This window comes from Flavihumibacter sp. UBA7668, from assembly GCF_002483205.1.
Lineage (GTDB): Bacteria > Bacteroidota > Bacteroidia > Chitinophagales > Chitinophagaceae > Flavihumibacter.
The window spans coordinates 607,651-632,653 of the sequence record NZ_DLHM01000007.1; the positions used below are offsets into that span (position 1 = coordinate 607,651).

18 protein-coding genes and 1 tRNA gene are annotated in these 25,003 nt (G+C 44.1%); 4 read left to right on the plus strand and 15 right to left on the minus strand.

The window, feature by feature from the left end; all coding sequences use genetic code 11:
* Window positions 1-31 precede the first annotated feature (31 nt).
* The 5 genes from B2746_RS20105 to B2746_RS20125 all read right to left on the minus strand — a co-directional run bounded on the left by B2746_RS20105 (window position 32) and on the right by B2746_RS20125 (window position 10,398).
* Window positions 32-1,864 carry a GxGYxYP domain-containing protein gene (locus B2746_RS20105; protein WP_290798168.1) on the minus strand — a complete coding sequence of 611 codons (1,833 nt, stop codon included), beginning with the start codon at window positions 1,862-1,864 and terminating at the stop codon, window positions 32-34.
* A 30-nt stretch (window positions 1,865-1,894) separates the two neighbouring features.
* A complete protein-coding gene (locus tag B2746_RS20110; RefSeq protein ID WP_290798171.1) occupies window positions 1,895-3,544 on the minus strand; it encodes a RagB/SusD family nutrient uptake outer membrane protein in 1,650 nt (549 codons plus the stop codon).
* Between the two features lie 18 nt (window positions 3,545-3,562).
* A complete protein-coding gene (locus tag B2746_RS20115; protein ID WP_290798174.1) occupies window positions 3,563-6,574 on the minus strand; it encodes a SusC/RagA family TonB-linked outer membrane protein in 3,012 nt (1,003 codons plus the stop codon).
* A 23-nt stretch (window positions 6,575-6,597) separates the two neighbouring features.
* The gene (locus B2746_RS20120) at window positions 6,598-7,695 is read right to left on the minus strand and encodes a LamG-like jellyroll fold domain-containing protein (RefSeq protein ID WP_290798176.1); all 1,098 of its coding nucleotides are present in this window, start codon (window positions 7,693-7,695) and stop codon (window positions 6,598-6,600) included.
* A 162-nt stretch (window positions 7,696-7,857) separates the two neighbouring features.
* Window positions 7,858-10,398 (minus strand): hypothetical protein, encoded by a 2,541-nt coding sequence (locus B2746_RS20125; protein ID WP_290798179.1) that lies wholly within the window; start codon window positions 10,396-10,398, stop codon window positions 7,858-7,860.
* Between the two features lie 156 nt (window positions 10,399-10,554).
* On the opposite strand from B2746_RS20125, the gene B2746_RS20130 reads away from it, so the two are divergent.
* The 3 genes from B2746_RS20130 to B2746_RS20140 all read left to right on the plus strand — a co-directional run bounded on the left by B2746_RS20130 (window position 10,555) and on the right by B2746_RS20140 (window position 12,403).
* A complete protein-coding gene (locus tag B2746_RS20130) occupies window positions 10,555-11,169 on the plus strand; it encodes a hypothetical protein (protein WP_290798183.1) in 615 nt (204 codons plus the stop codon).
* A 92-nt stretch (window positions 11,170-11,261) separates the two neighbouring features.
* Window positions 11,262-11,334: transfer RNA gene (locus tag B2746_RS20135), tRNA-Phe, on the plus strand.
* A 274-nt stretch (window positions 11,335-11,608) separates the two neighbouring features.
* Complete coding sequence (locus B2746_RS20140; protein WP_290798186.1) at window positions 11,609-12,403, plus strand: hypothetical protein; 795 nt, start codon at window positions 11,609-11,611, stop codon at window positions 12,401-12,403.
* A gap of 17 nt (window positions 12,404-12,420) precedes the next feature.
* Here the strand turns inward: B2746_RS20140 and B2746_RS20145 are convergent, their stop codons facing one another.
* On the minus strand, window positions 12,421-12,879 hold the full coding sequence (locus B2746_RS20145; RefSeq protein ID WP_290798190.1) for a JAB domain-containing protein: 459 nt from the start codon (window positions 12,877-12,879) through the stop codon (window positions 12,421-12,423).
* A gap of 86 nt (window positions 12,880-12,965) precedes the next feature.
* On the opposite strand from B2746_RS20145, the gene B2746_RS20150 reads away from it, so the two are divergent.
* Window positions 12,966-13,226, plus strand: coding sequence for a hypothetical protein (locus B2746_RS20150; RefSeq protein ID WP_290798193.1), 261 nt, complete (start codon window positions 12,966-12,968; stop codon window positions 13,224-13,226).
* Window positions 13,227-13,267: 41 nt separating this feature from the next.
* On the opposite strand, the gene B2746_RS20155 is transcribed toward B2746_RS20150, so the two are convergent.
* From B2746_RS20155 to B2746_RS20195, 9 genes are all read right to left on the minus strand, one after another.
* Window positions 13,268-14,281: a DUF3871 family protein gene (locus tag B2746_RS20155; protein ID WP_290798195.1), complete on the minus strand. Its 1,014-nt coding sequence runs from the start codon at window positions 14,279-14,281 to the stop codon at window positions 13,268-13,270.
* Entirely contained in the window at window positions 14,265-15,143 is an 879-nt protein-coding gene (locus B2746_RS20160; RefSeq protein WP_349680620.1) for an AAA family ATPase, read from the minus strand. The genes B2746_RS20155 and B2746_RS20160 overlap by 17 nt, the downstream gene beginning before the upstream one ends.
* A 295-nt stretch (window positions 15,144-15,438) precedes the next feature.
* Window positions 15,439-15,711: a hypothetical protein gene (locus B2746_RS20165; RefSeq protein WP_290798198.1), complete on the minus strand. Its 273-nt coding sequence runs from the start codon at window positions 15,709-15,711 to the stop codon at window positions 15,439-15,441.
* Window positions 15,712-15,811: 100 nt separating this feature from the next.
* Complete coding sequence (locus B2746_RS20170) at window positions 15,812-16,387, minus strand: hypothetical protein (protein WP_290798201.1); 576 nt, start codon at window positions 16,385-16,387, stop codon at window positions 15,812-15,814.
* A gap of 9 nt (window positions 16,388-16,396) precedes the next feature.
* Entirely contained in the window at window positions 16,397-16,840 is a 444-nt protein-coding gene (locus tag B2746_RS20175; RefSeq protein WP_290798204.1) for a hypothetical protein, read from the minus strand.
* 12 nt (window positions 16,841-16,852) lie between these two features.
* On the minus strand, window positions 16,853-19,840 hold the full coding sequence (locus tag B2746_RS20180; protein ID WP_290798207.1) for a type I restriction endonuclease subunit R: 2,988 nt from the start codon (window positions 19,838-19,840) through the stop codon (window positions 16,853-16,855).
* A gap of 21 nt (window positions 19,841-19,861) precedes the next feature.
* The gene (locus tag B2746_RS20185) at window positions 19,862-21,121 is read right to left on the minus strand and encodes a restriction endonuclease subunit S (protein WP_290798210.1); all 1,260 of its coding nucleotides are present in this window, start codon (window positions 21,119-21,121) and stop codon (window positions 19,862-19,864) included.
* Window positions 21,122-21,727: 606 nt separating this feature from the next.
* On the minus strand, window positions 21,728-23,443 hold the full coding sequence (locus tag B2746_RS20190) for a type I restriction-modification system subunit M (protein WP_290798213.1): 1,716 nt from the start codon (window positions 23,441-23,443) through the stop codon (window positions 21,728-21,730).
* A gap of 435 nt (window positions 23,444-23,878) precedes the next feature.
* Window positions 23,879-24,865 carry an AAA family ATPase gene (locus tag B2746_RS20195; RefSeq protein WP_290798216.1) on the minus strand — a complete coding sequence of 329 codons (987 nt, stop codon included), beginning with the start codon at window positions 24,863-24,865 and terminating at the stop codon, window positions 23,879-23,881.
* Between the last annotated feature and the right edge of the window lie 138 nt (window positions 24,866-25,003).

The following is a 25,003-nucleotide window of genomic DNA, read 5'->3' on the forward strand; positions in this document are numbered from 1 at the left end:
GTACCGCAAATACACATGGGTCAGCCAACCCCTAAAAGTATTTCTTTAAAATTTCCGTCGTTTGCTGTGGCTGTTTTTTCATACGAAGCTGCCAGATCATTTCTTCTACGTTCACAACCCTTGTGTTTTCATTCAACCGTTCGGCGCACCAGCGGGCAGGGTCCACACCTCGCACCGATCCGCCATTATTTTCCTCCAACAGATCCGCTGAACTGCCAATATTTTTAAACGAAGACCAGGCATGTACGATTACTGCACTGGCATTGCCCGATTGTGCGGCAGCCAACTCATTCAATTTGGAAGCTATATACGCCGGCGTTCCTTCATTGCTGTTATTGCGGTTACCATGATTCCAGATTGAATACCGAACAGTAACCACAGGAATCTGAATACCCTGACTGTTTTCAAACCACATCACATCTCCATTTCCACCTGCATAAGGTGTGTATTGCACAGCTATCACACCGGTAAGCTGATCATTCTGACTTATAAACGCCTGAAACGCTTCTTTCGCTTTTTCGGATTTCACATCATCACAAAAAAGTCCCAATACCTTTGTGCGATGTTGCCGCATATGATGACTCACTTTATCCGCCAATTGTCTTAGCAAACCTGAACGATCCTTATTCTCCGCAAAATTATCCGCATAATAATATCCACCGCCACCGTATTCTACTATGGATGTTTTTGGATGTTGTGCTGCCAATAGGCGATCCAGTTGAATCGGACTCAGCATCGCCAGATTTGCAATTGGTAATCCAAAACTCATATTAATGTCACCAGCACCTGCGTTTCCATAATAGGAGGAATTATTGAAATCATTCATCATCCACATAACATTGTCCCCATCTGACAACAGAAAACTTGCGTATGATTTAGTGGTATCATAGTTGATAAACTGCGGGTTGGTTACCTTGGCAAGTCCTGAGATCTTGCTCTCATAATCAGCCGACATCATCGTAGCATTCCAGGCCCAGTCGAACGGCACCATCAGGTTTCCGGATTTCGATACCTTCTCCACAAAAGCTTTTTCATCAAGTCCCTGTTCCCATCCCAATACAGGAGATAAGGGTTGAAGTGAATTCAGCACCTCCTCAAACAAAGCATTATTATTTCCGGCAGCCGGATTGGCATATTCCTTATTTAAATTCATCAGCATCAGTTTATGTGCAATGGCATAACCTTTCTGATTTCCGGTTAGAGTTGGCATAAGTACCATCGCATTTTTATTGCACTGGTCTTTGAATTCCGTCCAGGCGTCCTGCGGACCTTTTTCCCTTGCATCATATTTCATGGTATAACCAAGGTCTTTCACCCGCTGTTCATATTCCACATCCACAATTATTGAACGATAAACATGGGCTGCTACGGTTGCAGCAGATATACTTTCCTGTTTATTTACATCACAAAGTATATATCCTTCAATATGGCTTTTTACGTTACCATGGTGTTGAATTAATTCCCAGGTAGATTGGTTGCCTATATGTGACATCCCCAGTCTTTTTGCCACTTCCGTATAGTTTGAATTGGGATCCTGGGTCCATACCATGGTTTCACTTCTGCCTTCGTTCACCGCAAGCGCGGTTACTCCGATAATCGATTCTGCCAGTATATGATTGCGCAAACTATTGTTGTTGCTATTATTGTCATTACTGCGTGAGTCCACCACCAGCCAGTAATCCTTTCCCATTTTTTGTTTGGGAATCCAATATTGTCCTTTATCAGCAACGGCATCGTATTGTTCGTTGTAAATAAAGGTACTGTCTGTTACCGGCCTGTCACCCGGATTTGGCCGATCGTATTTATGGCAGGCAGAAACTGTTGTGAGAGCTGCCAGCCCAACAAGTAGTATCATATTTTTCATTATTTCAGATTAAATGGTGAGCGCCATGGATTAATACCCGGTGTTTTGGGTTAATCCGCTTAATTTGTTGATTTCATCCTGAGGTATTGGCCGCAGCAAATGGATGGCTGATAAATTATTGGTTGCCTTCGCCTGCGGATTATTGGCAAGGGTACGTTCTATCAGTTTGCCTGTTCTTTTAAGATCAAACCAACGATCATATTCTCCCAGCAATTCACGGGCTCTTTCATCCAATAAGATGTCCATATCAATATCAGAAAGTTCCATATCATCCCGCAGTTCATCATTAATAGCAGCTCTTCTTCTAACTGCATTCATTCGCTCCAGCGCTGTATTGGTGGCACCTGCACCCAAATGCGCTTCTGCAGAAAGTAAATACGTGTCAGCCAACCGGTATACTACCGCTTCACGTGAACCCGGACCCGTCCACAGAATTTTTGTATCCTTGAATTTTTTCAGAATCGGCATTTTATCTGAGCCCTTTGCTAATTCCGGATTGGAAGCCAATTGAGGGTACCAGAGATAATTTCCTTCATTGTCTTTGAATGGAATAAATTCTTCAGCACCTATTGTGTTACCTGAACCATCGTTCCAAACCGGCATAAACAAACCAGGCTCTCCCAATCTTGGATGATCCGGATTGTTGATGGTAAAACTTCGTTGAAAACTGGCTTCATAACGGCTGTCCTTAGACGGATCAAACAACTCATGTACCCGTGGATTAATCCAGAATTCCCGCTGCATATAAGAATAATCCTTTTGAGCTTCAATAAACATGGAAGGATAAAAGCAGTTTATGCAAAACCCAAACATGCTTTGCAAGGGATTTCCACCACCCACAAAATTTCGATCACTGGTATATTGTATAGAGAATATCACTTCTCGGTTTGCCTGATTATTTTCATCAAATACACTTGCAAAATTGGGAAGCAGGGTAAACGTATTACCTGCATCATTAATGATCTGATCAAAATATCCGGCGGCTGTTGTAAAATCTGAACTGCTTCCATAACTGCGATAGGCTCGGGTCAAATAGATTTTACCCAGCAACTGATACACCGCTCCTTTACCTACCCGGCCAGTTTGTGTTGGCTTCATCGGCAGGTGATCCTGAATTGCCGTTAATTCTTCAAGCATAAAGCTGTAGATATCGGCTTCCGGCTGCCTCGTTACAGTTGTAATAGGAGTGGTTGATTCTTCAATCAGCAAGGGCACAGGACCAAATGTTTCTACGAGGTAATAATATGCAAGCGCCCGCAAAAATTTTGCCTCGGCCTGCATGGTGGTGTATTCGCCAGCACTTAATCCCTCCATTTCCGGCTTCATGCGATTCAACAGAATATTGGTTTCCTGTATCATTTTATACAGGTTATTCCAATATCCTCCAACCACACCTGCGGTGCTGTTAAATGTATTGTCATAGGCATTGAACATTCGGGCATCCGGATTATCATCTGCAGCCAGATAAATATCCGTTCCCCAATATTGAATCTTGGCAGTATTGTAATGCCCCCTCAGTTTGCTGTATACATCTACCAGCAATTTTTCAACTCCCTGTTTGGTATTGAAAAAATCATCCGTGGTATAGGATGGATTTTTAGTATCCAGAATTTTATTGCAACCAGCCATCAGGGTGCCACTCACCACCAGACCGACCAGCATTTTTTTGAATGATTTCATTGTTGCTAATTTTTTGGATTAGAGGGTTAGATTTACACCCAGTGTGTACATAATGGGCATGACAGATAAATTGCTGTAGGGGTTTTCTCCAATGGATTCAGGATCAAATCCTTTATACTTTGTAATTGTAAACGGATTCTGAACCGTCGTATATACTCTTAGTTGTTTTGCTTTAAGCCTTGAAATGGCTGACTGATTGAAGGTATATCCCAGGTTTATATTCTGGATTTTTACAAAGTTTCCACTTACATGTCCCAATACCTGTGTGTGTAAGGAAACAGCTCCAATTCCCGGATACTCATTGCTTCCGTTCTCCGGTGTCCAATAATTGACATCCAGTTTATTCCAATGCTCATTGTCCCAGGCAGTGAACATATAAGTAAACTGATCATTGTACAAACCACCTTTGCGTACATAAACAAATACAGAGAAATCAAAATTCTTATAGGTAATGGTATTGGTCATACCGCCCGTCCAATCCGGATTTGGTGAACCCAATACTTTCATATCGCGTTCATCAAAATTTCCATCGTTATTGACATCCTGAATTTTTATATGTCCGGGTGCCTTACCTAACACGGCGGCAAGGTCTTTTTCATTTTCCTGCCAGATACCCTCGAACTGATAATCATAGATTACCCGAATCGGTTGTCCGATAAACCAGCGGTTAGCCACATCACTGGCTTTATCGCCATAGAGATCTACAATTTTATTTCGGTTACGGCTAAAAGTTAAATTGGTTCTCCAGGTGAAGTTTTTACTGGCTATGTTGATGGTATTCAATCCTAGCTCTACTCCCTGATTGGAAGTGGATCCTATATTTTCCAGATAAGAAGAATAACCATTTACATTGGCTACTCGGCGTTCAAAAATGAGATCCCGGGTAATTCGTTTGTACACATCTACCGTACCACTGATTCGGTTTTTCATCAAACTGAAATCAAGCCCTGCATTCCATTCTGAAGTCATTTCCCATTTCAGGTTTGGATTACCAATTTCTCCACCCAGTCCAAATCCGTTGATACCGAGATTTCCGAAATTATATCTCGACATGGCCAGACGAGTTTGTGTAACATCATGCCGAACATTGTTATTCCCGGTTAGTCCATAACTCACCCTAAGTTTCAAATCATTCAGCCAGTCTGCCTGTTGTAGGAAATTTTCCCTGGAAAGATGCCATCCCAATGCTGCAGAAGGCATCATACCCCAGCGGTTACCAGGTGCCAGTCGCGATGAACCATCATACCGGTTGGTTACTGTTAAAAGATACTTATCCTTAAACGTATAATTGAGTCTTCCCATAAATGAAACCAGGGAAGATTCCCAGTAATTGGACGTCACATCGGTGATCTGATCAGCTGTTTGGATGGCATGCCAGTCTGAGTTATAAGGAAGTCCATCTCCCCGCATTCCGGCTGCTTCATGCTGGTCTTTCTGAATGCTAAACAGGCCAATGAAATGGAATTTATGATCCTCTCCCAATTGTTTGCGTACGGTTAAAATATTATCCCAAACCCAGTTCATATTACTACCGGTACCCTTATATGCTTCCGCCGGATTAACGCCTGCTTTTGCCTGCGTCATAGTGCCTTTGAACGTACCGTAGGTGTATGCATCGTATTGCATGGCTACCTGTGTTTTGAAACTGATGTCCTTAATAGGTGTCACCTCCAGATAGCCCATTACATTGAGATAGGTTTCATCCCGCTGCCTGATATCATTCTGCATATCCATCAGCGGATTCACTTTACTGGAAGTTGGTTGTGCGCGAAACAGCAGGTTGCCATCCTTATCATATGGACTCACAATCGGCGGAATAAAATAGGCATTAATCAATGCTTCAGAAGAACCTTCATCAATTTTTACTTTGGAAGCATAGGTATTGAAGCCCATTTTGATGGAAGAATTAAAGCGCTGCTCCAATCCCAGATTAGCGGTTAAGCGATCAAATTTTTCTCTGCCAACAATACCGTCTTCACCCAGGTATCCAAGGCCGAAGGTGTAAGAGGTTTTGGCTGATCCGCCCGACGCAGAAATATTATGATTATTGATCATCCCGGTTTTCAACACCTCTCTCGACCAATCATAGTATTCTCCAAACCGTACCCGCTCTTTTTCTTCCGGGGTTAAAAAATCAGGGCGACTCAGAGAACTGGGACCATATTTATTGGTCCAGAGTGCTACCCGATAATCAACATACTCCAGACCATTACCTTTCGAACCAATCATATCAGGTATGCGCGCTGCAGCTTTAAGGCCTGCAAAACCATTGTAGTTGATTTCAAAACCATCTCTTCTTCCGGCTCCTTTGGTGGTAATAATCACTACTCCGTTGGCACCTCTTGATCCATAGATGGCTGAAGAAGATGCGTCTTTCAGTATTTCAATAGATTCGATATCCGCTGAATTCAAATGCCGCATCCCGGTGGTGGAAGGCACCCCATTGATAACATACAATGGTTCATTGCTGAAATTGAAGGAATTGACGCCGCGGATTTCAATATTAAATCCGGCACCCGGACGGTTAGAAGATTTAATCGCATTCACCCCGGCAACCCGACCATTTAATGCCTGAGATATGTCGGAAGTCATCGCCTTTTGCAACGACTTTCCGTCAATACTGGCAATGGCTCCGGTTACATCTTTTTTCTTAATAGACCCGTATCCTATTACCACCACACCGTCCAGTGTGGCATCTGATTCGGTCAGGGTTATGGTGATGGCTCCTGTTACTCCTGCAACCTGCAGTTCCTGATTTGCAAATCCCATATTGGAGATTTCCAGTAGGGCATTGGCGGCGGCGCGAAGTATGAAGCGGCCATCCTGATCGGTAACGGTTCCCTGATCGGTTCCTTTCACCACAATAGAAACACCAACCAGTGGCTGATTTTCCTTATTAACGATGCGTCCCCTGATTTCTTTAATAGTTGCTGATTGCTCTGTTGTTTGTGCGGCAACCGGCAACGCTGACTGCAGGCAGCAAAACATCAGCAAGACTGCACCCACTCGTGCTGTTATGGCAAGTTTCATGTGAAGATTTTTAATTGATGGGGTTATTTGGCGGGCATCCATTTATGGGATCCTATAATGCGGGCATTATATCGTCCGGTTTTATCCGGATTAACGGCAGGATCCTGCGGCACTTCGGTGAAATCCCAGGCGCATTGCAACTTTGCTTCAGTACCGTTAACTTCTGTGGTCATCAACGACTTCAGTTGTTCCGGTGTTTTGGCTTCGTTCCACATTCTGAATTTTTTCATATACCCGGTCATGCACCTGGAAGGGTGATAGGGATCTATGAATGCCCTCATTTTTCTTCGGCTGGATGGCAACATTGGTGCAGGCGATCCTCCCAGAATAATATCATTGTTCTTCTGCCAGTAGAGCTCTCCATTTACATAGAGTTTCATATGATACGGACGATCATCACCAGGAGCTATGGCCGCATTAATATCCCATACCAGCGCAATATGGTTCCACTCGCCAAAATTCTGCGGATAGGCTCGGGCCTGTTCCAGTACGCCGGGACCGCAACCCATACTTGCCCGAAGATTACCGGATCGCTGGAAATGGATGTTCCAGCCTTCAAATTTGGCATTGGGCCAGGCCGATTCAGGTCCTTCTGAAGTGGTGCCCACCAATGTTGCCATCTCAAAATCCAGGAAGTTTTCATCGTATTTAGCCCATAGTTCAATGGTATAGGTATTTGAATTGGAATAAGCCAGCTCATCACCAAAATCGATGGAGCCCTGCTGATTCAGTCCAAATACCTGCAACTCTCCGGCACTGCCCGCAGGCAGGGTAAAATTGAAAGACTGAAGAAATTGAGTCATAGCCTGATCCGCCTTAACGCAAATATTGTCTACCTCATATTGAAGTACATACTTACCGGCACGGGCGTAAGAAATGCCGGTTTTAACCTCCTCAAAAGCGGCGGCCAACTGGTCATAACTGGCCTGAGGATAGGTATAATCCTCCGTACCAACGCGTGCAGTATCTAAAATTGTTTGAATGCTGGCCAGCTTTTCTTCGGTACAGGTGAGTACCAGCGGCCTTGTTTTATCGAATGATTTTACACAGCCCGTTCCAACTCCTGCAAGAATCAGGAGAATAAGCGCGAGGAAGTAACGGGGTCGTTTCCATTTTTCCATATAGCAATTAATTTTAATAATAAAAGGACGGGAGTTCGTCCTGCAATCTGGAGGTGAATAAACAAAATGACAGTTTAGTAAAGGGGTTAATTTATGGGTTAACCGGCTAATAAAATTTATTAACCCCTTGATAATGTGTGAGAACGAGAAAGTGAAACAGACCTAAACCTGTGCAACCTGTTCAAATGAGGGGGTAAAGGCCTGTCCCAGCGAGCGCTGGTATTCAGCCTGAAATGCCTCGTATTTCTTTCTTGCCGCTTCCATGCCCTTGGTTTTTCTGAGATAAACCAGCTGGTAAGAAAGTGCCAGCTCATGAAAGGGATCGGCCATATGAATTATTTTGGCCAAAAGGTAATAGGACTGGTTCCAGTTATCAGCCCGTACCGATGTTGAAATTGTTGCCGCAGCTTTCTTTACCAGCAGACTTTCATATTCAAATTTATATTCATCCAAAAATGCCTCCTGCAGGTTGGTGAAAAGCGGACCTCGTTGCAGCAGCGGTAAATAGGCTAACAGTTGAGGTGCCGGCTGCTCGTTATTTGGTTGCTGTAGAAAATCCAGCACCTGGTAATAATCACAGAAAAAGCCGGCTTCCAGTTCCAGGAGGTAGGCATCATTTATATAATTCAACTGAATGCCTTCCCATTCCATCAAAATATTACGTAAAGCATTAATGGTTACGCCTCTTATGTTTTTGGTGCTGGCCATATCCCGCTCTGGCCATAAGGTGGAGGAGATCAGGCGCGAGCCAACACCTTTTTTACCGGCACGGTTCGATACAATCAATAATAGAAAAAGCTGCCTGATTTTCGGACTGAAAAGATGTGAAATATCCATGCCTTTTTTATCAAATGCAAGAAAATCTCCGAGCAGGTACACGGCATTTTGTTGGGGTTGTTCAATTTCCTCCTTCCGTATTTCTTCTTTTGCTACCGGAATAGCCGGGCTCATCTGCTTTTTCAGATCGGTCCGTTTTCTTCTGCTAATCCAATACAGTGCAATAGGAACCAGCAAAAGCAGCCACCACCATTTTCCCGAGCCTTTCCAGATCCCTGTTTCCTGGCTTTGTGCGTTGAAGGCAACCGGCGGATCTTTTAGCGTATACACGAACAGGTTGGAAGCTGCTGCATTCCAAAACTCCTGAACCAGACAAACCAGTTCGCCCGATTCGGCATTTCGATACAGGTTGATTTCAGTTTCAATTTTTTCTGAGGTAATGGGGATAGAATCGCTTACAAGTTCAAACTGACCGTCGGCTACTGAAAATTTATACAATTGCAGTGCTGATTTGGGAAGATGATGCGGATATCCCAATACATAAAAATGCGAACCATCCGCATCCATCAGTAAGTTGGATGCCGGTACCCAAAGTTGTTCGGGTAATGATTTGTCCCAAAGTTTTTTGATGCGTCGCTCCTTTATTTGAACGTGATAACAATCAAAATAATTCCGGCCTCCTACTACCTGCTCACCGGTTGGATTTCCAAACCCACCAAACAACAGGAATTCGCCGTCCCTGCCCGTCGGTCCCATTGCAGCAAAAAAGCGAGGATCAATACTGTCTCCCTGCATGGGAAGTTGTTGCCACCTGTCTGTTGTTGAATCATATCTATAAAAACCATTGAAATACCGGAAAGAGCCATAGCCACCAAAGAGAATCCAGCTACTATCCTGTTGGATCAGGTTATGGTGATGGCGTTGCTCAGGCAAATAGGCGGTTCCAATAGGAGTCCAGCGTTTTTTTTCAATATCAAGCAGGGCAATGGTGGTATCACCAATAGGCAGATTATTGGCTTCGTACACCCATAACTGTTGCCTTAGGCTATCCCAGCCGCTGCGAGCAAGTATCAGCCTCGAAATAGGCAGTTTGTTTTCATATCCAAAACTCGCAGAGGCACCGGTTGTCAATTGAAAACTGAATAAACTATCCTGTGTGAAGGCAACTACCTGGTTTTGTTCCGGTATGAAACTGGCACCAGCCACCTTCGTAAAGGAATGGCTTACCCGTTTTTTCCAGTAATGAGCTTCCTTGATCAGCCAGTTGGGATTATCCACTTTCCCTGTAATTGCACCGCTTGAATTGTGAACGGCATTCCCATCCCATTCATTCAGCGGAAATAACCAATCCTGCGCAGCACCATTCAAGCGGAGGTTTCGGATAGCCATAGCTGGTACATCGGTATAAGTGGAATAACGGCCGAAAATTAATTCAGGGGCTATACCGGGTTGCAGTCCAAGTTTAGCAGACTGATACGGCTGCTGATTGATTTTAAGTTGAACCTGATCCGTTTCAAGATTAAAATGCACCTCAACCGGGATCCAGGTGCCGTTTTCAATCCAGGATTTTTCTAACGGGAGTTTTAATTTGGTTGCTTCCTTATCGATATTGAAATGCAGCCAGGGGGTTTGATCATCTTCCAGCCGGAAACTCAGGCTATAGGATTTATTCCGGGGATCAATAAGCGTGAAAATATACCCGAATTGTTGTTTTGAATAAAAGGAAAGATCAAAGGCAATGGTAAGTTCCCGGTTAAATTTTGGTGCATTTCCTGCAAAAACAGCATAAGAGGTTCTTTCCCGCACCAGCCGATCATTGGAAAAGAAGCCCAGCCCCTGTGCCTGCGCAGATTCTATACGGAAGAATACGATCAGGGTAAAAAGAATCCAGCCAGCTCCTTTTATTTTATCACCACACCAATTCATTATGGGTAAAGATACAGAACCTACGTCTTCAAGATCAGTAACATGCGGAGCTAGGTAGAAGTCTGTAAAACAGGGGTCGTAAAACCGACCGGAATTATTCAACACATATTTCGGGGAACACAGGTGGCGTTTCTGTGCCGAACCCTATTTCGTTTTATGACACAGATAAAAAACATTCTGCTGATTTTGTTGCTGGCTGTTGGTTGGACAGCCTGCAGCAAAACAGGGGAAAAACCGGAGCCGGTTCAGGAAACCGTTCCGGTCGAAGACAGTACTGTTTCCGGTTTTAAAACCTACACCATTCAGGCCGGACAGCATTATGCCACTGAAAACCCGATCCAGGAGCTGAATGGAACTGAACTTGCTTTTGCGGTTCGATTTGACAGCAGTTGCCGCTACGAAACCAAAAACCCGGAGAACCAGGATGATATCAACAAGTTGATGGGCTTTAGTGACAATGGCTTTCAGCACCATGAAAACAGTGCGCGGGTGGGATGGCGCTGGAAGAACAGGAAAATTGAGTTATTTGCCTATTGTTATGCGGGCGGGCAGCGGAGTTTCAGCCTCCTGGGCAAAACATCCATAGGCGATACCCTGCAACTGGCCATTAAACTGAGTCCGGCCGGATATGAGTTTCAATTAAACGGGGTTTCCACCTTTATGAAACGATCAGCCACCGGCAGCACCATCAGGGGTTATTTATTGTATCCTTATTTCGGCGGTGATGAGCCGGCCCCTCACAGAATGCGGATGGAGATTTTCAGGTATTAAAGCCAGCTTGTAAAAAAAATGTTGATAACCCGAGGTATTTTGTTGAAATCCCCCTATTTTTGCGTCCCGATTGATGATAAATCAGTCAGGATGGTGCGGTAGCTCAGTTGGTAGAGCAAAGGACTGAAAATCCTTGTGTCGCCGGTTCGATTCCGGCCCACACCACGAAAAAGCCCAGCAAATGCTGGGTTTTTTTTATGCCCAGAACCCAGCACTAGTAAGGGTTTTGTGAACTTTCGATAAGTCTGTCGGGTTAAAAATACAAACTTCCTCGGTTAAGAGAAAGTGTTTGTTTGAAGGTGTAAGTGACGCATCTACTGACGCATCTGGTGACGCATCAGGGTTAATAGTTAAAGTCAAGTTTTACTTCAACAAGAAACCTGAAAAACGACCAAAGAAATGACCTGTCTCGCCTGTATATTGCGAAAAATCTTCAATTATGGATAAGCACTTCCGCATCAACCAGGTTTTGGAACGTTACTTTCAACAACATCCCAAAAGTGGGCGTATAATGGCTAAAGATCTCATGCCAACGTTTATCCGGGAAGGTGTATTTAGTAAAGATGACCAAAACGGGCTTCCAATTCGAAACGTATTGCGGGAACTTGACAAAAAGAAACAACTGCATAAGATACCTTATGTGATCGCAGATCGTAAAGCTGTTAACACCAACTGGTTCTTTGCTCCCGTAAACCGCTCTAAACAACCGACTGAAAGCTTACCTGAGAATGTCGATCTTAAAACCACTTCTAGTCCAAACAACCGGACAAAGAAAAGCAGAACCAATCCCAGAAACCATAGCGATGAACATTACATAATTGATCTGTGTGATGAAGTTGCAGGAGTCAAAGCTTTACGTCAACACAATTTTTCTTTTCTACTAGGAGACCCTGGCATTCGAGGAAACAGAGCTGCTTTGCCTGTTGATGCATGGTATGAATCTTTAAACTTAGTTGTTGAATACCATGAGCGACAACATTCGGAAGCAGTCAGGGTATTTGATAAACGCTCCACTGTAAGCGGGGTTTCTCGTGGAGAACAACGAAAGATCTATGATCAAAGAAGAATCTCTGTCCTTGACGAGAACAAAATCGCATTGGTAATTCTCTCCGTGAATGAGTTTGATCATGACAGTAGCAAAAGATTACGACGAAACAGAGAAAAAGATCTTGCTACCGTAAGATGCAAACTGACACCATTCATCAAAGAAAGAAATAAGGATGCAGATTATTGATGCTGCATCCTCTCTTATTACAACAACCCATCATCCGCAAAACTGAAGTACTCTTGGTCCCGACCGGTTAGTATCAGGTGATCCACCAGGGTGATGTCCATGAGTTTCCCGGATTCTTTGATCTTCCGGGTGAGTTCTTCATCTGCCCGGGAAGGTTTCAGATTACCTGAGGGATGATTATGTGCGATAACCATACCTGTCGCAAGCACCTTTAGCGCAGTGGCCAGGATCAGCCGGATATCGGCTACGGTTCCGGTAATTCCTCCAGCTGAGCATCGGTATGCAGCCATGACCCGGTTGTTCCTGTTCAGGTACAAAACCACGAACTGCTCCTGCAAAAAGACGGTGTTGGGTGCAAAATGCTGACGTATGACTTTGAATGCTTCTGCTGAGGTGGTGATCTGTGGCTGATTGTTCCAATCACTGATCGGGATGTAGGACACTTCTAATTCAGCAACTTTTGTGAGCTGTTCCATGGGGTAAATTTTTTGGTGAAAGAATCGCTGTGCTCGATACGGTGTTCCTGGAGATTCCTTATCTTCTTTATACAACCTTGCATCCTATGAAACCGTTATCCCTAAAACCTGGTCGTGTACAACCGGTCCAGGAGCACCATCGTTTTATTGATTCGCTCAAAGAAGTCTTCACCACCTACCGCGATGAGATTGAGCTACCCTCGTTTGTGGAATCCAAAATCGATAAGCTGTCAAACCTGCTCAGTATGCCAAGCCTCTCGCAGGTTCAGATAGTTCAGATCCAGCAAGAGTACAGTTCCATCAGTCATCGTTTTCCGGTACCGATGCCGGCTCTGATCAACGAGTAATAAAAAGGACCACCACCCTATGTAGGAGATGGTCCTTCGGTTCACTGTAGGTACCAGGATGCTGATTTTCCGTCCAGGGCATCCTGTAGCTGATCCACCAAGGCGGCAGCATTGAGTGTCTTGGGAAGAAACGCATCGATGTAACTGGCTTTGTTGGCTCCAGTAAACAGGTTCAGCAGTTTCCAAAGGTTAACCGATCCATCTGCATCACGGCAGAACGATTCATCCTGGTAATAGTCCCGGCAAACAGCACCTACCTGCTGGTCTCCAAAGAGTAACGGTGGTATACCGGACCGATGTCTGGAGGGCAAGTAGTTGTATAGCCGGCATCGTCCAATAAGCTGTGCAAACTGTCGCTCGGTTAAACTGTAGTTAGGGAGCTGCTTCAAGCGTTTAACATGCTGAACCGCATCGTAGGATCTCAGTGCCATATATACCACATCGGATAGTTCTTCCAGGCTGCAAATTTTTAGATTACCGACGTACCCATCTGACCATACCTTCATGTTCGTACATGCTTTGTTTTGGAACCCAATGAATACGGTGAAATGCTCGTCGTTACCCTTTCGCCCGAAGAGATTGTCCAGGTTGTAGGATTTTACCCCGCCTATGGTCAGGTTGATCCGGTTACCGTCAATGTCTTCATGGATCGTTGGGATCTCAATGGCAAACATCATCCGCTCGTAGTAAATCGTTCGTTCATGGTCCAACAACTCTGCTGCTGGCTTAGTCTTCGCTTCCGGAATGCGGCCCTTGATGGGGTGTGATAATCGGATGGCTGGTTGTAAAATACGTTCTCCACGGAAGCATTTTCCCACCGCATCCTGGACAGTAGCGATAAAATCAACGTGGTTGATGAGTGGCTCTGAATCTTTAGCGAACACCGGGATGATGTGTTGAGTCTGTATTTCAGCCAGGCTGCTCACGATGGTGTTGGCTTCTATGAAACCTGCCGCACTACTGATTTCTGTGGATGCTGGTTCTTTCCAGGGTAGATGCTGGAGATCAACGTAATCGATGTTTTCGATAAGTGAAGAGTTAGTTACGAACAACATGTTTGTTGGTGTTTACGGTTTGAGTAATCAGGTTTGCTCTTGCCTGTAGCACTTTACGTCGGGCTACAAAGCGCTCATGGAACTGGAGCTGTTGTTCCGGTTTCGATTGGTTGTAGATGCCGATCAGCTCATCGATTGTTTCTGTGGCAGCGATTCTCGTAAGTGTTTCATCTTCCCCTTCCTGGCCAGGAGAGGTTTCATGATCGCACCATGCAGCCAGGGCGTTGCCAACTCCGGTTGTTAGCTTGAATTCCGGTTTCCCAGCAAAGAGAGAGGTGCGGTCTTTGCTGGCTATGGCGTTGTGTTTGATGTCCAGTTCCAATAACACTGTTAACTCATAGTCCAGCCCATCGCGCTGGATGGATTTCATGCCGACTTTCTCCGGTACCTGCTTCCCATGCTTCTCGGTGAGTACATAATCGGTTTTGGTGCGTAGTGTCAGGATCGCGTGGCATTTACTCTGTAAGATGGCGTTGATAAAAGCTACGTGCCGTGGAGTCACTTTTCTCCAATTGGTGAAACTGTTTCCAGGTAGGGAAGCATGGTAATCCAACAGGTACTCCCAGGCATGGCTACCCGAATCGATGATGATGACTTCCATCCCCGAATTTTCGCAAAGCTGGATCGCTTCGATGTACTTCTCAGGTGTTAGAGGAGCAGTGAGCTGGACGGTGTTAAAGTGTCCCAGGTGTGCGTACAGGTTGGATGAAGCCGCTTCGCTGTCGATGACAGCAATCTTTGACCAGTCGTTACAGAGACCAAACGCCACTTTGAGTGCTCCCATTGTTTTACCGGATCCGGATGGACCTTGTATGCCAAGACGCATCTTGGCTTTTTTCCGGTTTGCTGTTTGTAGTTGCATGATTGTTGGTTTTGAATGATGCAATACCTGGATGTAGTCACCAGGTTATATCAGCGTTGATGCGGTGTTCGCAAAGCGGACAGAAATGTTGTTGGAAAACTTGGAAGGTTTAAACTTTCGGGGTGTACGGAATTAAAGATTTTTGAACCCAGGGGGTAGAGACCCGGCTACAAGAGGCCGGGGGTGGTTAATGGAGGGTATCTGTCAGACGCTCGCTTACATAAAACCCACAGCGTATGGATTCTACATATATAATAAGAGTTCGTACGGTGTGTGTAATGTAGACCTGGAGTTGTTATTTACGATGCGGTTTTCGGTAGATCTTGCCAACACGGATGAGGTATTGGTTGTTGCGGGTTGAGAAACCATCGAAGCCAGTGATCATCCTGCGCGCATCTTTGTGGTAACCGTTGATGAATTCGATGCGGTCGTAATCTCTACGCTTTCCGTTTTCATCAAAGAGTCGGCTTGTCCAGAAAGGTGTTACTTCCCGGTACTCAATGGTCTTGTCACCAGATGCGATCTGATCGAAGTACTGAGCTTTGATAACGATCTTCAAGGTGGTCATAGCCATATAGTTACTGTGTATTGTGTTGTTTTTTGTTGAAAATCCTACTTGTAGATAAAGTACCTGTTCTGAGATAGATGGTCATAAGCTCTCTTTCTTCTCAATTGTCAGCAGCCACCCCTATAATAATCGCAAGTATTAGAACAATTACAAGGATGAGATAAAAGAGACCTTCATTACTTGTAGTATCGCTTTTAAAAACTTCCGGTTCTTTTTGTGGCGGCACCAGGTCTTTACTTAAAACTTCAATTTTCTGACCCGAATCAAGGTGTGCGTCGGTTACTCCAGTTATGCTGTTGGCCTTACTTTTGAGATACTCCTGTAAATTCAGATCGGGAATCACCCGTTCGTTTACCAAAATAAAGGGTATGTCAGCGGTACCGTCCTTTTTTAGAATCAACACCCCTTCATCGATAAAAGCGTGTTTCAGCAAAAGTTTTTCGACTGATGTATCGATCAGCAAAGACTTGGCAGCTGATATGTACTTCCAGGTACCCAAAGTTACCGATCCATTTACGGAAAGTACAAGCTCGTTAGACCTCATGAAGATGTACTGATGACGGTTCCCTGACTCATCCGTAAAGATCCAAGGTTGATCTATGAACAACTCCTGTTGATCCAACGATTTACTGATGGATTCCAGGCGGGGGAGAAGGTTTTTAAGCCAAACTAGCATGCTCTAAATTTATGCAAAACTTTCTTCTGAGTAGTCGTCATGATCCGGGAAACTCCCGTACCTGCCGTTATCTCTTCTTGTGTGATCTGACGTCCACGTTTTGGGTGAATATACAGTACTGCCTCCTTTATTTCCTTTGCAGTGGGAAAGATGGTATGAGTACTTTGTGTAGTTGTACTGAGACTTCCCGCATAGTGGACATGTGAAGTCTCGGTCAATGTGTCCCCGGTCATTAATTTTCCCGGAAAACCGTTCCTTCTCTTTTTTTGGCTTCTGTACTGGTGGTAACCCTACTGGGAGTGCCTTATACTGGTGGTATACAGAGTCAAGTCTTTTTCTTACACCCTCTTCAAGCTTTAAGCCAGGTGTTCGTTTTAGCAATATCAACCTGTCTATAAGTTCCTGGATCTGGTCATTGGCTTCCTTTAGTTCTTTATACTTTTCATAGTTCATGATGGAAAGGTTTTATCCCCGTAATCTGGTGTATACCTGTTTCAAGATGTAGTCGTTGATCACTCCTCGAACTTTCTCATCATCCATCAATCGCTTAAACAACTCTCCATTGGAGTCCATCCGATCAATCCACTTTCCTAAAATCACTTCCTCGAACGGGTAGCGGAAGTTTTCCATACTGTTGGATTGAGCCTGGACAGCAAGCTTTTGGTCCGTGATGCAGTCTTCAATGACCTGCTCTATAAAGAGTCGATCCGCATCAGAAAAATCAGTGCCAAACCGGTTGTTTACGGTTTTGATGATCTCAGATAATGGAGCACGATCATCTTTTGCCCACCGTAACCCAGCTTCTCCAATGCCATCCAGTACACCGGATTCATTGTTCAGCTCAATAAAGACGTTGTCCTGTACCTTTTGCAACCTGTAGTATTCCAGCGATAGTTCATCACCATTCAAACTAAATGGTTCAGTGGTTGATCCCTTGGGTAAGACTCGCTCCAGGAACCTGCAGTAAGTGTAGAATTTTTCCAGTTCTATATCGTGCAGATTTACCACCTGCGAAATAAAGCTGTAGTATCTGAGGAATACCTGGACGGAGTGCTTGAAATCTTCCTGGTTAGCTGGTGCTGACAGGTCATCGCCTTTCGTGGCAGGTAGCGCTTTAAAGCGTTCCACTGCATGACTCGTGAACCCATACAAGCTTTTATGATCTTTGGCTTTAAAGTTGGGTGAAAAGTAGACTTCGCATAGTCGGTCAATTTCAAGCCCCCAAATCACCTGCGCCTGTTCTATGCGGTGCTTAAGATCATATATATGGTTGGGGTCTGTTGATTCTTCGATGGTTGTCAGTTCATAATACGGTTGAAAGGAAGCCCGGATCTCATCTGTTTCATTAACGAAGTCCAGAACAAAGGTATCGTCTTTCCCTGGGCAGGTTCGGTTTAGCCTGGATAGCGTCTGAACGGCTTTAACACCGGATAACTTTTTGTCAACATACATCGTATGGAGTAAGGGTTGATCGAAACCGGTTTGATATTTCTCAGCAACAATCAGGACGCCATAATCAGAGGAAGCAAACCGGACAGGTAGCTCTTTCTCCCCAAATCCATTCATCTCCGACTCTTTGAACTCCAGTCCTTCGGAGTTTACTGTTCCTGAAAACGCAACCAGTGTTCTGAGATCTGTATATCCATTTTCGGTAATATATCGATCAAACTCCTGCTTGTAGCGAACGGCATGTAAACGACTGCTCGTAACCACCATTGCTTTGGCGCTTCCACCAATTTTGGTTGAAGTAACTCTCCGAAAGTGTTCAATAATAACTTCTGTCTTTTGTGCCAGGTTGTGTGGATGCAGGGAAACAAAGCGGGCGACTGCTGAAGTGCCTTTCTTTTTGGGTATTTTGGGATCGTCTTCCAGTTGTTTATTCAGCTTGAAATAGAGCTTGTAGGTGGTGTAGCCTTTCAGTACATCCATAATGAAGCCTTCCTCTATAGCTTGCCGCATCGAATACAAGTGAAACGGAGCTGGTTTGCCATCCCGTCCCTTGGTTCCAAAGATCTCCAGCGTTTTGGCCTTTGGCGTTGCTGTAAAAGCGAAGAAAGATAAGTTCTGTTGCTTACCCCGACTCTCCATCGTTTTTCGGATATAGTCCTCGCTGCTCTCTTCATCTGGTTGGTCTGCTTCTTCTGTGGCAGCTTGTTCCAATGATCCGGCACTGAGTACTTCTTTCATTTTTCGACTCGCTTCCCCTGTCTGAGAGGAATGTGCTTCATCGACAATAAGCGCGTAGTTCCTTTTGGGAATATCACGGATGCTCTCTAGAACTACCGGGAATTTTTGCAAAGTGGTAATGATAATGTTTGTTCCTTTGAAGAGTGCGTCAGCCAACTGACTGGAGTCTTTATCGATCTTTTCAACCATTCCCATCTTATGCTCAAACTGGTAAATGTTATCCTGTAGCTGTCTGTCCAGTACTTTCCGGTCAGTCACCACAATAACGGATTGGAATACCCGCTCATCCTTGGAGTTGTGTAAATTCGAAAGACGGTAAGCCAACCAAGCAATGGAGTTACTCTTACCGCTGCCAGCACTATGCTGTATCAGGTAATTCTTTCCAGGGCCCGTCACTTTGGAGTCAGTCGTTAGCTTTCGTACTACATCCAACTGGTGGTATCGTGGAAAGATGATGGATTCTTTGCGGATAGTTCTTCCGCCAATTTCCTCTTCTTCGATCTTTAGGTGGACAAACTTTCCGATTATATCCAGCCAGGAGTTTTTTTGCCAAACCTGTTCCCATAGATAGCTGGTACGATACCCGGCTTCGTTGGGTGGATTACCGGCACCATTTTGAAAACCCTGATTGAAGGGGAGAAAGCGAGTCTTTCCACCATCCAGCTTAGTAGTCAGGTAAATCAGATTAGGATCGACAGCAAAATGCACCAGTGCGCGTTGTTTAAACCGGAAAATGGGATCATCGTTATCCCGGTCAAATTTGTATTGCTTCATCGCATCCTCTACGGTTTGGCTGGTCAGTGGATTTTTCAATTCAACAGTTGCCACCGGAATCCCATTCAGGAAGAGCACCAGGTCTAATTCGTTTTCGTTTTTAGTGGAATACCGGATCTGACGGGTTACGGTAAGGATGTTTTTATCATACAGCTCCCGGGCCGTTTCATTCAGGAAGGTCTCTGGTTGGAAGTAGGCTAACCGAAATTTTACTCCATAATCAACGAAGCCGTTGCGTATGACATCAAGGCTCCCACGGTTGTTCAGTTCTTTCACCAGCCTGTTGATCAGGTTCGTGTCTGTATTTTCACCGTGGATCTCATTGATGCGGCTCCATTCTTTCACCTGGGTTGTTGAGAGGAATTCTAAAACAGTCGATGTGTCCAAAGCAAGCACCCTGTCGTAGGTTGCCGGACTACCCAGGCGGTACCCACCCGATTCAACCAGGTACTCGGTGATTGCTTGTTCTAGGAGTAGTTCGGTGTGCTTCATGTGATAAGATTCGGTTTAGGTTTAAAGTACGCTGCGTTTGCCAGTAACGACTTCGTTGATGAGTGATGTGCGATATTCTTGAAGAAGTTGTATTTCTTTTTGGATTTTGGTTATGGTTCCTGTTATCTCTATGTTTTTTCTATCAACAAATTCACAAATGGACCTTTGTTCTTGAGGATCTGTAGGGTAGCAGACCAAAAAATTTTGGAAAAGAGGAAGACGTAAACTATCGACAGTTGATTTTGCATTCCACCGTAACACTTCTTTCCAAAAATTTGAACGGAGGTAATTGAAGAGGAGTTTCCCATTGATCTGATTAAACTCACTTAGAACGTAAACTCTTTGGTGTACATCAAATTTACCAACATAATAGTGGAAGACTTTACCTACGCCAACGCCATCGCCAGCTGTTAATATCGCTTCACAATCAAAGCTATGTGTGTTAATTTGTTCAACAGTCTGTGATCGGACGTAAAAAGGATAAGTACCAGCTTCGCACCGATCTTCTGTATTCTTAGACCCAGTCTGAATTTTACAAAGATACCGCAGCTTTTTAAGCACCCAGTGCTTCGGTATACTTCCCAACCATTCAACACCAGAATCTTTAAGCTGAACCGAATCATCCAGGCCGCGGGTTACTGCTTTGTTGATAAGTGCTGTACGTTCCTCCTGTAGTAGCTGTATTAACCGTTCTTTCTTTACGATGGTTTCATCAATAAGAGTGGTTTTTACAGCGAGGTATGATGAGATAGCTTTTTGTTCAACTTCGGGGGGCAATATAAACTTGACGTCTTTCAGCTTTTCACTGGTTAAGTGAGCGATACTGATTCGGTTTACAATTGCATCAAAAAGCCCCTTTTCTGCAGCTATAAAAAAAAGATAAAGAATGTACTTTGGATCATGCGGATCATTTACTCTTACTATGTGGACTGAATTTTGCACGTAACAAGCTTCTAACTCTGCCGCCCAAATGCAAGATCGTCCGACTTCTCCTCCTTCGCTTACAAGTAAGTCCCCAGTCTGAATTTGAAGTTTCTCAGCCTCTATAGGACTAAACCACATTTCTTTCACATCACTAATGTCAGGTCTAAACCACCTGATATTTTGTGCTCGCAAGTATGGCAATTTAACAAAGCCAGGTTTCTGTTCGGGTGTAAGCATTTTACCCAAAATAGCTGTTGCTATCCGTTTTAACGGCAAAACGGTCCAGTGCTCTGGTATTTCTCCTATCCACTCCTGCCCCGATGGCTTATATTTTTTGTATTGTTTTATCTTCTTCATCGGGATGAGTTTTCGAGTGCTGGATAAAGTGTAAGAAACTTACCAAACGACCATAGTGCGTCATCTACTTCTTTCCTTGTATGATGAGAACAATCACTGTGTAGGGATTGAAAGAATGGCACGTAGTTCGTTACAAAAAAGCTCAAAATCCCAGCTGCCTTTTTTTCCTCATTACTATCACTACGTAAATACCGGTATGCCCTATAAACATGCTGATCAAAAATTGGAGTTTTATCAGGTTGGATCACGTGCTTAAGGAAGATTTGCCAAACGGGGGTAATCCATCCAAAATGCTCACTGAAAGAGTCCTCATCAAACTGGTTGCGTAGGTGATTTATGAGCTCGATTTTCGAAATGATCCGGTTAAAAGTGGATTCTTTCCTCTGACTGAGCCGCATCCCGTTTTTCCAGCAGAAAAGCTTGTAAAGATCAGTCCTGGTGAAGCTTTCCAGATTGATGTTTTCAGTGTACCATCTCATGTTAGGATAAGTGTATTGGCTTTTCCAGAAGTCCACAAATTCATCGGCACTTGAATCCGCTGGTTTAAAGATGATTAATCTGTTGTTTGCTTTGGTTGTCATGCCGGCTGTAATGTTCAGACTTTGTTTAATCCAGGATCTGATGGATCAAACCATCTGTTTCCTTTTCAAGGTTCAGAATATCTTTCCGGATTTCTTCCAGTGATCGCAGGTCTTTGAACTGATAAAAATACCTGGTGAAATTGATTTCGTACCCCACTTTCGTTTTTTCTGCATCAATCCAAGCATCTGGCACGTGAGGAAGTACCTCTCGGTTAAAGTACTCCATGATATCTTCCTTCAACGGTACGTTTTCATTGTCCCTCAGGTCCGCATCAGCTTTGATCTTTCCTTTTTTATCCTTTACAGGCTTGCCACCTTCGAGCAGGGGACGTTCTACCGTTAAGCGGTAGTAACCAAAGTCTTCATTGTCAAAAATTTTACAGTACTCACCTTCAGAAAAGTCACCGTAGATCTTAGTTATTTCATTGATATGATCAATGGCGATCTCGTTGCGCTTGTTACCCAGGCTCCTGGTCATTTTTCGGTAAAAGCTGGTTGCATTTACCAATTGGACCTTGCCTTTCCACTTCTTTTCTTTTTTGTTGGTAACTATCCAGATGTAAGTTGAGATGCCTGTGTTGTAAAATAACTGATCAGGCAGCGCAACAATCGCTTCCAGCATATCACTTTCGATGATCCAGCGTCGGATTTCACTTTCTCCACTTCCTGCCCCTCCTGAGAATAGCGGTGATCCGTTAAAAACGATTCCGATGCGGGAGCCGTCTCCAGAATGATCCATCTTTGAGATCAGGTGTTGTAAAAAAAGCAACGACCCATCTGAAATCCTTGGTAAGCCAGCTCCAAACCGACCAGCGAATCCTTTTTTGTCATATTCATCACGGATTGCTTTCTCGGCCTTTTTCCATTCAACCCCAAACGGTGGATTAGCCAGCATGTAGTGAAACTTGTTATCTGGTAGTTTATCCTCCGTAAATGAGTTCCCATTTTTAATGTTATCCGGCTTCTGTCCCTTAATCAGCATTTCCGATTTGCAGATCGCATATGACTCCGCATTTAGCTCCTGACCAAAGAGCTCCAGTCGGGCATCTGGGTTCAATTGCTGTACGTATTCTTCAGCTACCGATAGCATTCCCCCGGTTCCTGAAGCACAATCGTATAGGGTTTTAACGATCCCTGCTTTGCTTAAAATTTTACGATCATTGATGAAAAGCAAGTTCACCATCAACCGTATTACTTCCCTGGGGGTGAAGTGTTCACCAGCGGTTTCGTTTGAGATTTCCGCAAATTTACGGATCAGTTCTTCGAAGACATAACCCATGCTCATGTTGTCGATGCGAGCAGGGCTCAGATCAATTTCCTGAAACCGCTTTGTTACCGCAAAGAGTAAGTTGTTGGAATCTAGCTTTTGGATTTGTTTTTCAAATTCAAACTTTTCGAAAATATCGCGGGTTTGTTCTGAGAAACCGTTGATGTATTCCTGCAGATTGGCAGCAAGGTGTCCGGGATCGCCAATAAGTTTATCGAAGTCGTATTTGGACCGGTTGTGGAACTGCAATCCGGCTGCCTGGTTAAGCACTGGGTCGATATTCTGAATTCCAGCTCCCTTTACTTTTTCGTATCGTTTCAGGACCGCATCTTTGGTGGGCTTAAGTACTCCGTCCAGGCGACGTAGTATAGTGAAGGGAAGGATGACCTTACCGTACTCAGCCTGTTTGTAATCACCACGGAGTAGATCCGCTACTGACCAGATGAAGTTGGCAATTTCTCGAAAGTTGTTCATGTTTTAAGGGGGGGTAACTGTGTAAAGGATCTGTGTTCAATTAAAAAGTCCAAACCAAGGAAGGTTATTATCATCTACCACCGTTTTTTTCTCTGAATTCGGCTTCAAAGAAAAGACCATATTGGTTGTCGTGAGTATACGAAATCTGGGAAACTGTACGTGACTCATTCTGCTTCAGGGGATTAAGTTTATTCGGTTGCGCTACAAAGTAAGTATTTTTCGGACTGCTTCAAAGTGAACAAGTTAAAGGCTGCTCAGCTTTCCAGGAAGACATGGAGTATTCTTCTACCTTACCGCTTTTATGGGAGAATATCAAAATGGTCCCACTGGACCAAGCCCCTGGCAAGGAGTGGGACGGGACAGAGGTAAGTAAAAAAAGTTTAATATATCTCTTCTTTTATATTGTCCCGTCCCAACTCTTTACTGGGGGTTGGGTCATGAGCCGCTAACCTTTACACCTTCAAGTGAATATTTAACACCGGCATTTGTTAACATACGGCCTACCGTTGACTTACTTATTTTATTACCCTCAGAGGTTAATTTCTCGGCAATCTCCCTGGTAGAAAGTCCTTCTTGTTCTAACTCAACAACCCTGGAAAGAAGCTGAGCATCATTCGACTTTCCAGTTGGTTTTCCTTTTTTCAAGTCCAGCTGGGTTCCTGTAAATTCAAAAGCAAGCGAAATCGGATTAACTTCCAGTTGGTACCCGATCTTTTTCTGAACCTGTGAGTAATTATTACCCTTGAGGATTCGGAGTATCCGGTAGTCGTCGTTATCAGGATCGAACCTGAGGTCAATTACACTCCTGCTTGCTGATTCAATTGCTTGAGAACCGAGTATGCCTTGCTTACCAGAGTCTTCCTTTTGCGCTGATTTGTTTTTGTGGTGGACCATGATGATCGGTACCTTAAACTTGTTACTCAGCTTTTTAAACGGTTTTAGATAATTTCTGACAGAAATGGTGTTATTCAAGTCTCCGTTGAAGTGATCCGAGAATACGTCGAGAATTATCAAACCGAGTGGCAACTGTTGAGCAAATTTTTCCAGGTTTGATGGAAGATCTCTCAATTCTTCATTAACGATAAACAAGTTGTTTAATAAGGGCTGTTCTGCGGGGTCAATGTTATACAGCGATATTCTCTTTTTTAACTGACCAGCACCATCTTCCGTAGTAATGTACATTGCTCGGTTTTGAGTTGGATCAAGTTTTAATCCAACAAAGTTGTCCCGTCCGAGAGCCACAGCCATGGCAAGCTGAAATGCAAAAAGGCTTTTTCCAACCTCTGATTCACCAACCAGGAAGGTAATTCCTTCGCTTGGTATAAGGCCATCAACTAGGTTGGAGTCGTAATTATTGGGGTCATTCAGGATGTCAAAAGCTGTGTTTGAAAAGGCTTTGGGCAGGTTGGGCAGAGTTTGCATAAGAGCGGGGTGTTGTTTTGTAATAAAAAAATCTTGTAACAGATTTGAAAAGTTGTTGTTGTTTGCTGACTTGAATCGAGTACTTCTGATTCGTAGCTTGTTGACTTTGATCTGGAGGGGGTCGGGTATTCATGTTTT

Excerpts from the sequence above, each read along its gene's own strand:
- B2746_RS20120 (WP_290798176.1), bottom strand. The coding sequence starts at position 7,695 with ATGGAAAAATGGAAACGACCCCGTTACTTCCTCGCGCTTATTCTCCTG.
- B2746_RS20110 (WP_290798171.1), bottom strand. The coding sequence starts at position 3,544 with ATGAAATCATTCAAAAAAATGCTGGTCGGTCTGGTGGTGAGTGGCACC.
- B2746_RS20130 (WP_290798183.1), top strand. The coding sequence starts at position 10,555 with ATGACACAGATAAAAAACATTCTGCTGATTTTGTTGCTGGCTGTTGGT.
- B2746_RS20185 (WP_290798210.1), bottom strand. The coding sequence starts at position 21,121 with ATGAAGAAGATAAAACAATACAAAAAATATAAGCCATCGGGGCAGGAG.
- B2746_RS20105 (WP_290798168.1), bottom strand. The coding sequence starts at position 1,864 with ATGAAAAATATGATACTACTTGTTGGGCTGGCAGCTCTCACAACAGTT.
- B2746_RS20190 (WP_290798213.1), bottom strand. The coding sequence starts at position 23,443 with ATGAACAACTTTCGAGAAATTGCCAACTTCATCTGGTCAGTAGCGGAT.
- B2746_RS20175 (WP_290798204.1), bottom strand. The coding sequence starts at position 16,840 with ATGAACTATGAAAAGTATAAAGAACTAAAGGAAGCCAATGACCAGATC.
- B2746_RS20125 (WP_290798179.1), bottom strand. The coding sequence starts at position 10,398 with ATGAATTGGTGTGGTGATAAAATAAAAGGAGCTGGCTGGATTCTTTTT.
- B2746_RS20155 (WP_290798195.1), bottom strand. The coding sequence starts at position 14,281 with ATGTTGTTCGTAACTAACTCTTCACTTATCGAAAACATCGATTACGTT.
- B2746_RS20140 (WP_290798186.1), top strand. The coding sequence starts at position 11,609 with ATGGATAAGCACTTCCGCATCAACCAGGTTTTGGAACGTTACTTTCAA.
- B2746_RS20115 (WP_290798174.1), bottom strand. The coding sequence starts at position 6,574 with ATGAAACTTGCCATAACAGCACGAGTGGGTGCAGTCTTGCTGATGTTT.
- B2746_RS20160 (WP_349680620.1), bottom strand. The coding sequence starts at position 15,143 with ATGCAACTACAAACAGCAAACCGGAAAAAAGCCAAGATGCGTCTTGGC.
- B2746_RS20150 (WP_290798193.1), top strand. The coding sequence starts at position 12,966 with ATGAAACCGTTATCCCTAAAACCTGGTCGTGTACAACCGGTCCAGGAG.
- B2746_RS20165 (WP_290798198.1), bottom strand. The coding sequence starts at position 15,711 with ATGACCACCTTGAAGATCGTTATCAAAGCTCAGTACTTCGATCAGATC.
- B2746_RS20145 (WP_290798190.1), bottom strand. The coding sequence starts at position 12,879 with ATGGAACAGCTCACAAAAGTTGCTGAATTAGAAGTGTCCTACATCCCG.
- B2746_RS20180 (WP_290798207.1), bottom strand. The coding sequence starts at position 19,840 with ATGAAGCACACCGAACTACTCCTAGAACAAGCAATCACCGAGTACCTG.
- B2746_RS20170 (WP_290798201.1), bottom strand. The coding sequence starts at position 16,387 with ATGCTAGTTTGGCTTAAAAACCTTCTCCCCCGCCTGGAATCCATCAGT.
- B2746_RS20195 (WP_290798216.1), bottom strand. The coding sequence starts at position 24,865 with ATGCAAACTCTGCCCAACCTGCCCAAAGCCTTTTCAAACACAGCTTTT.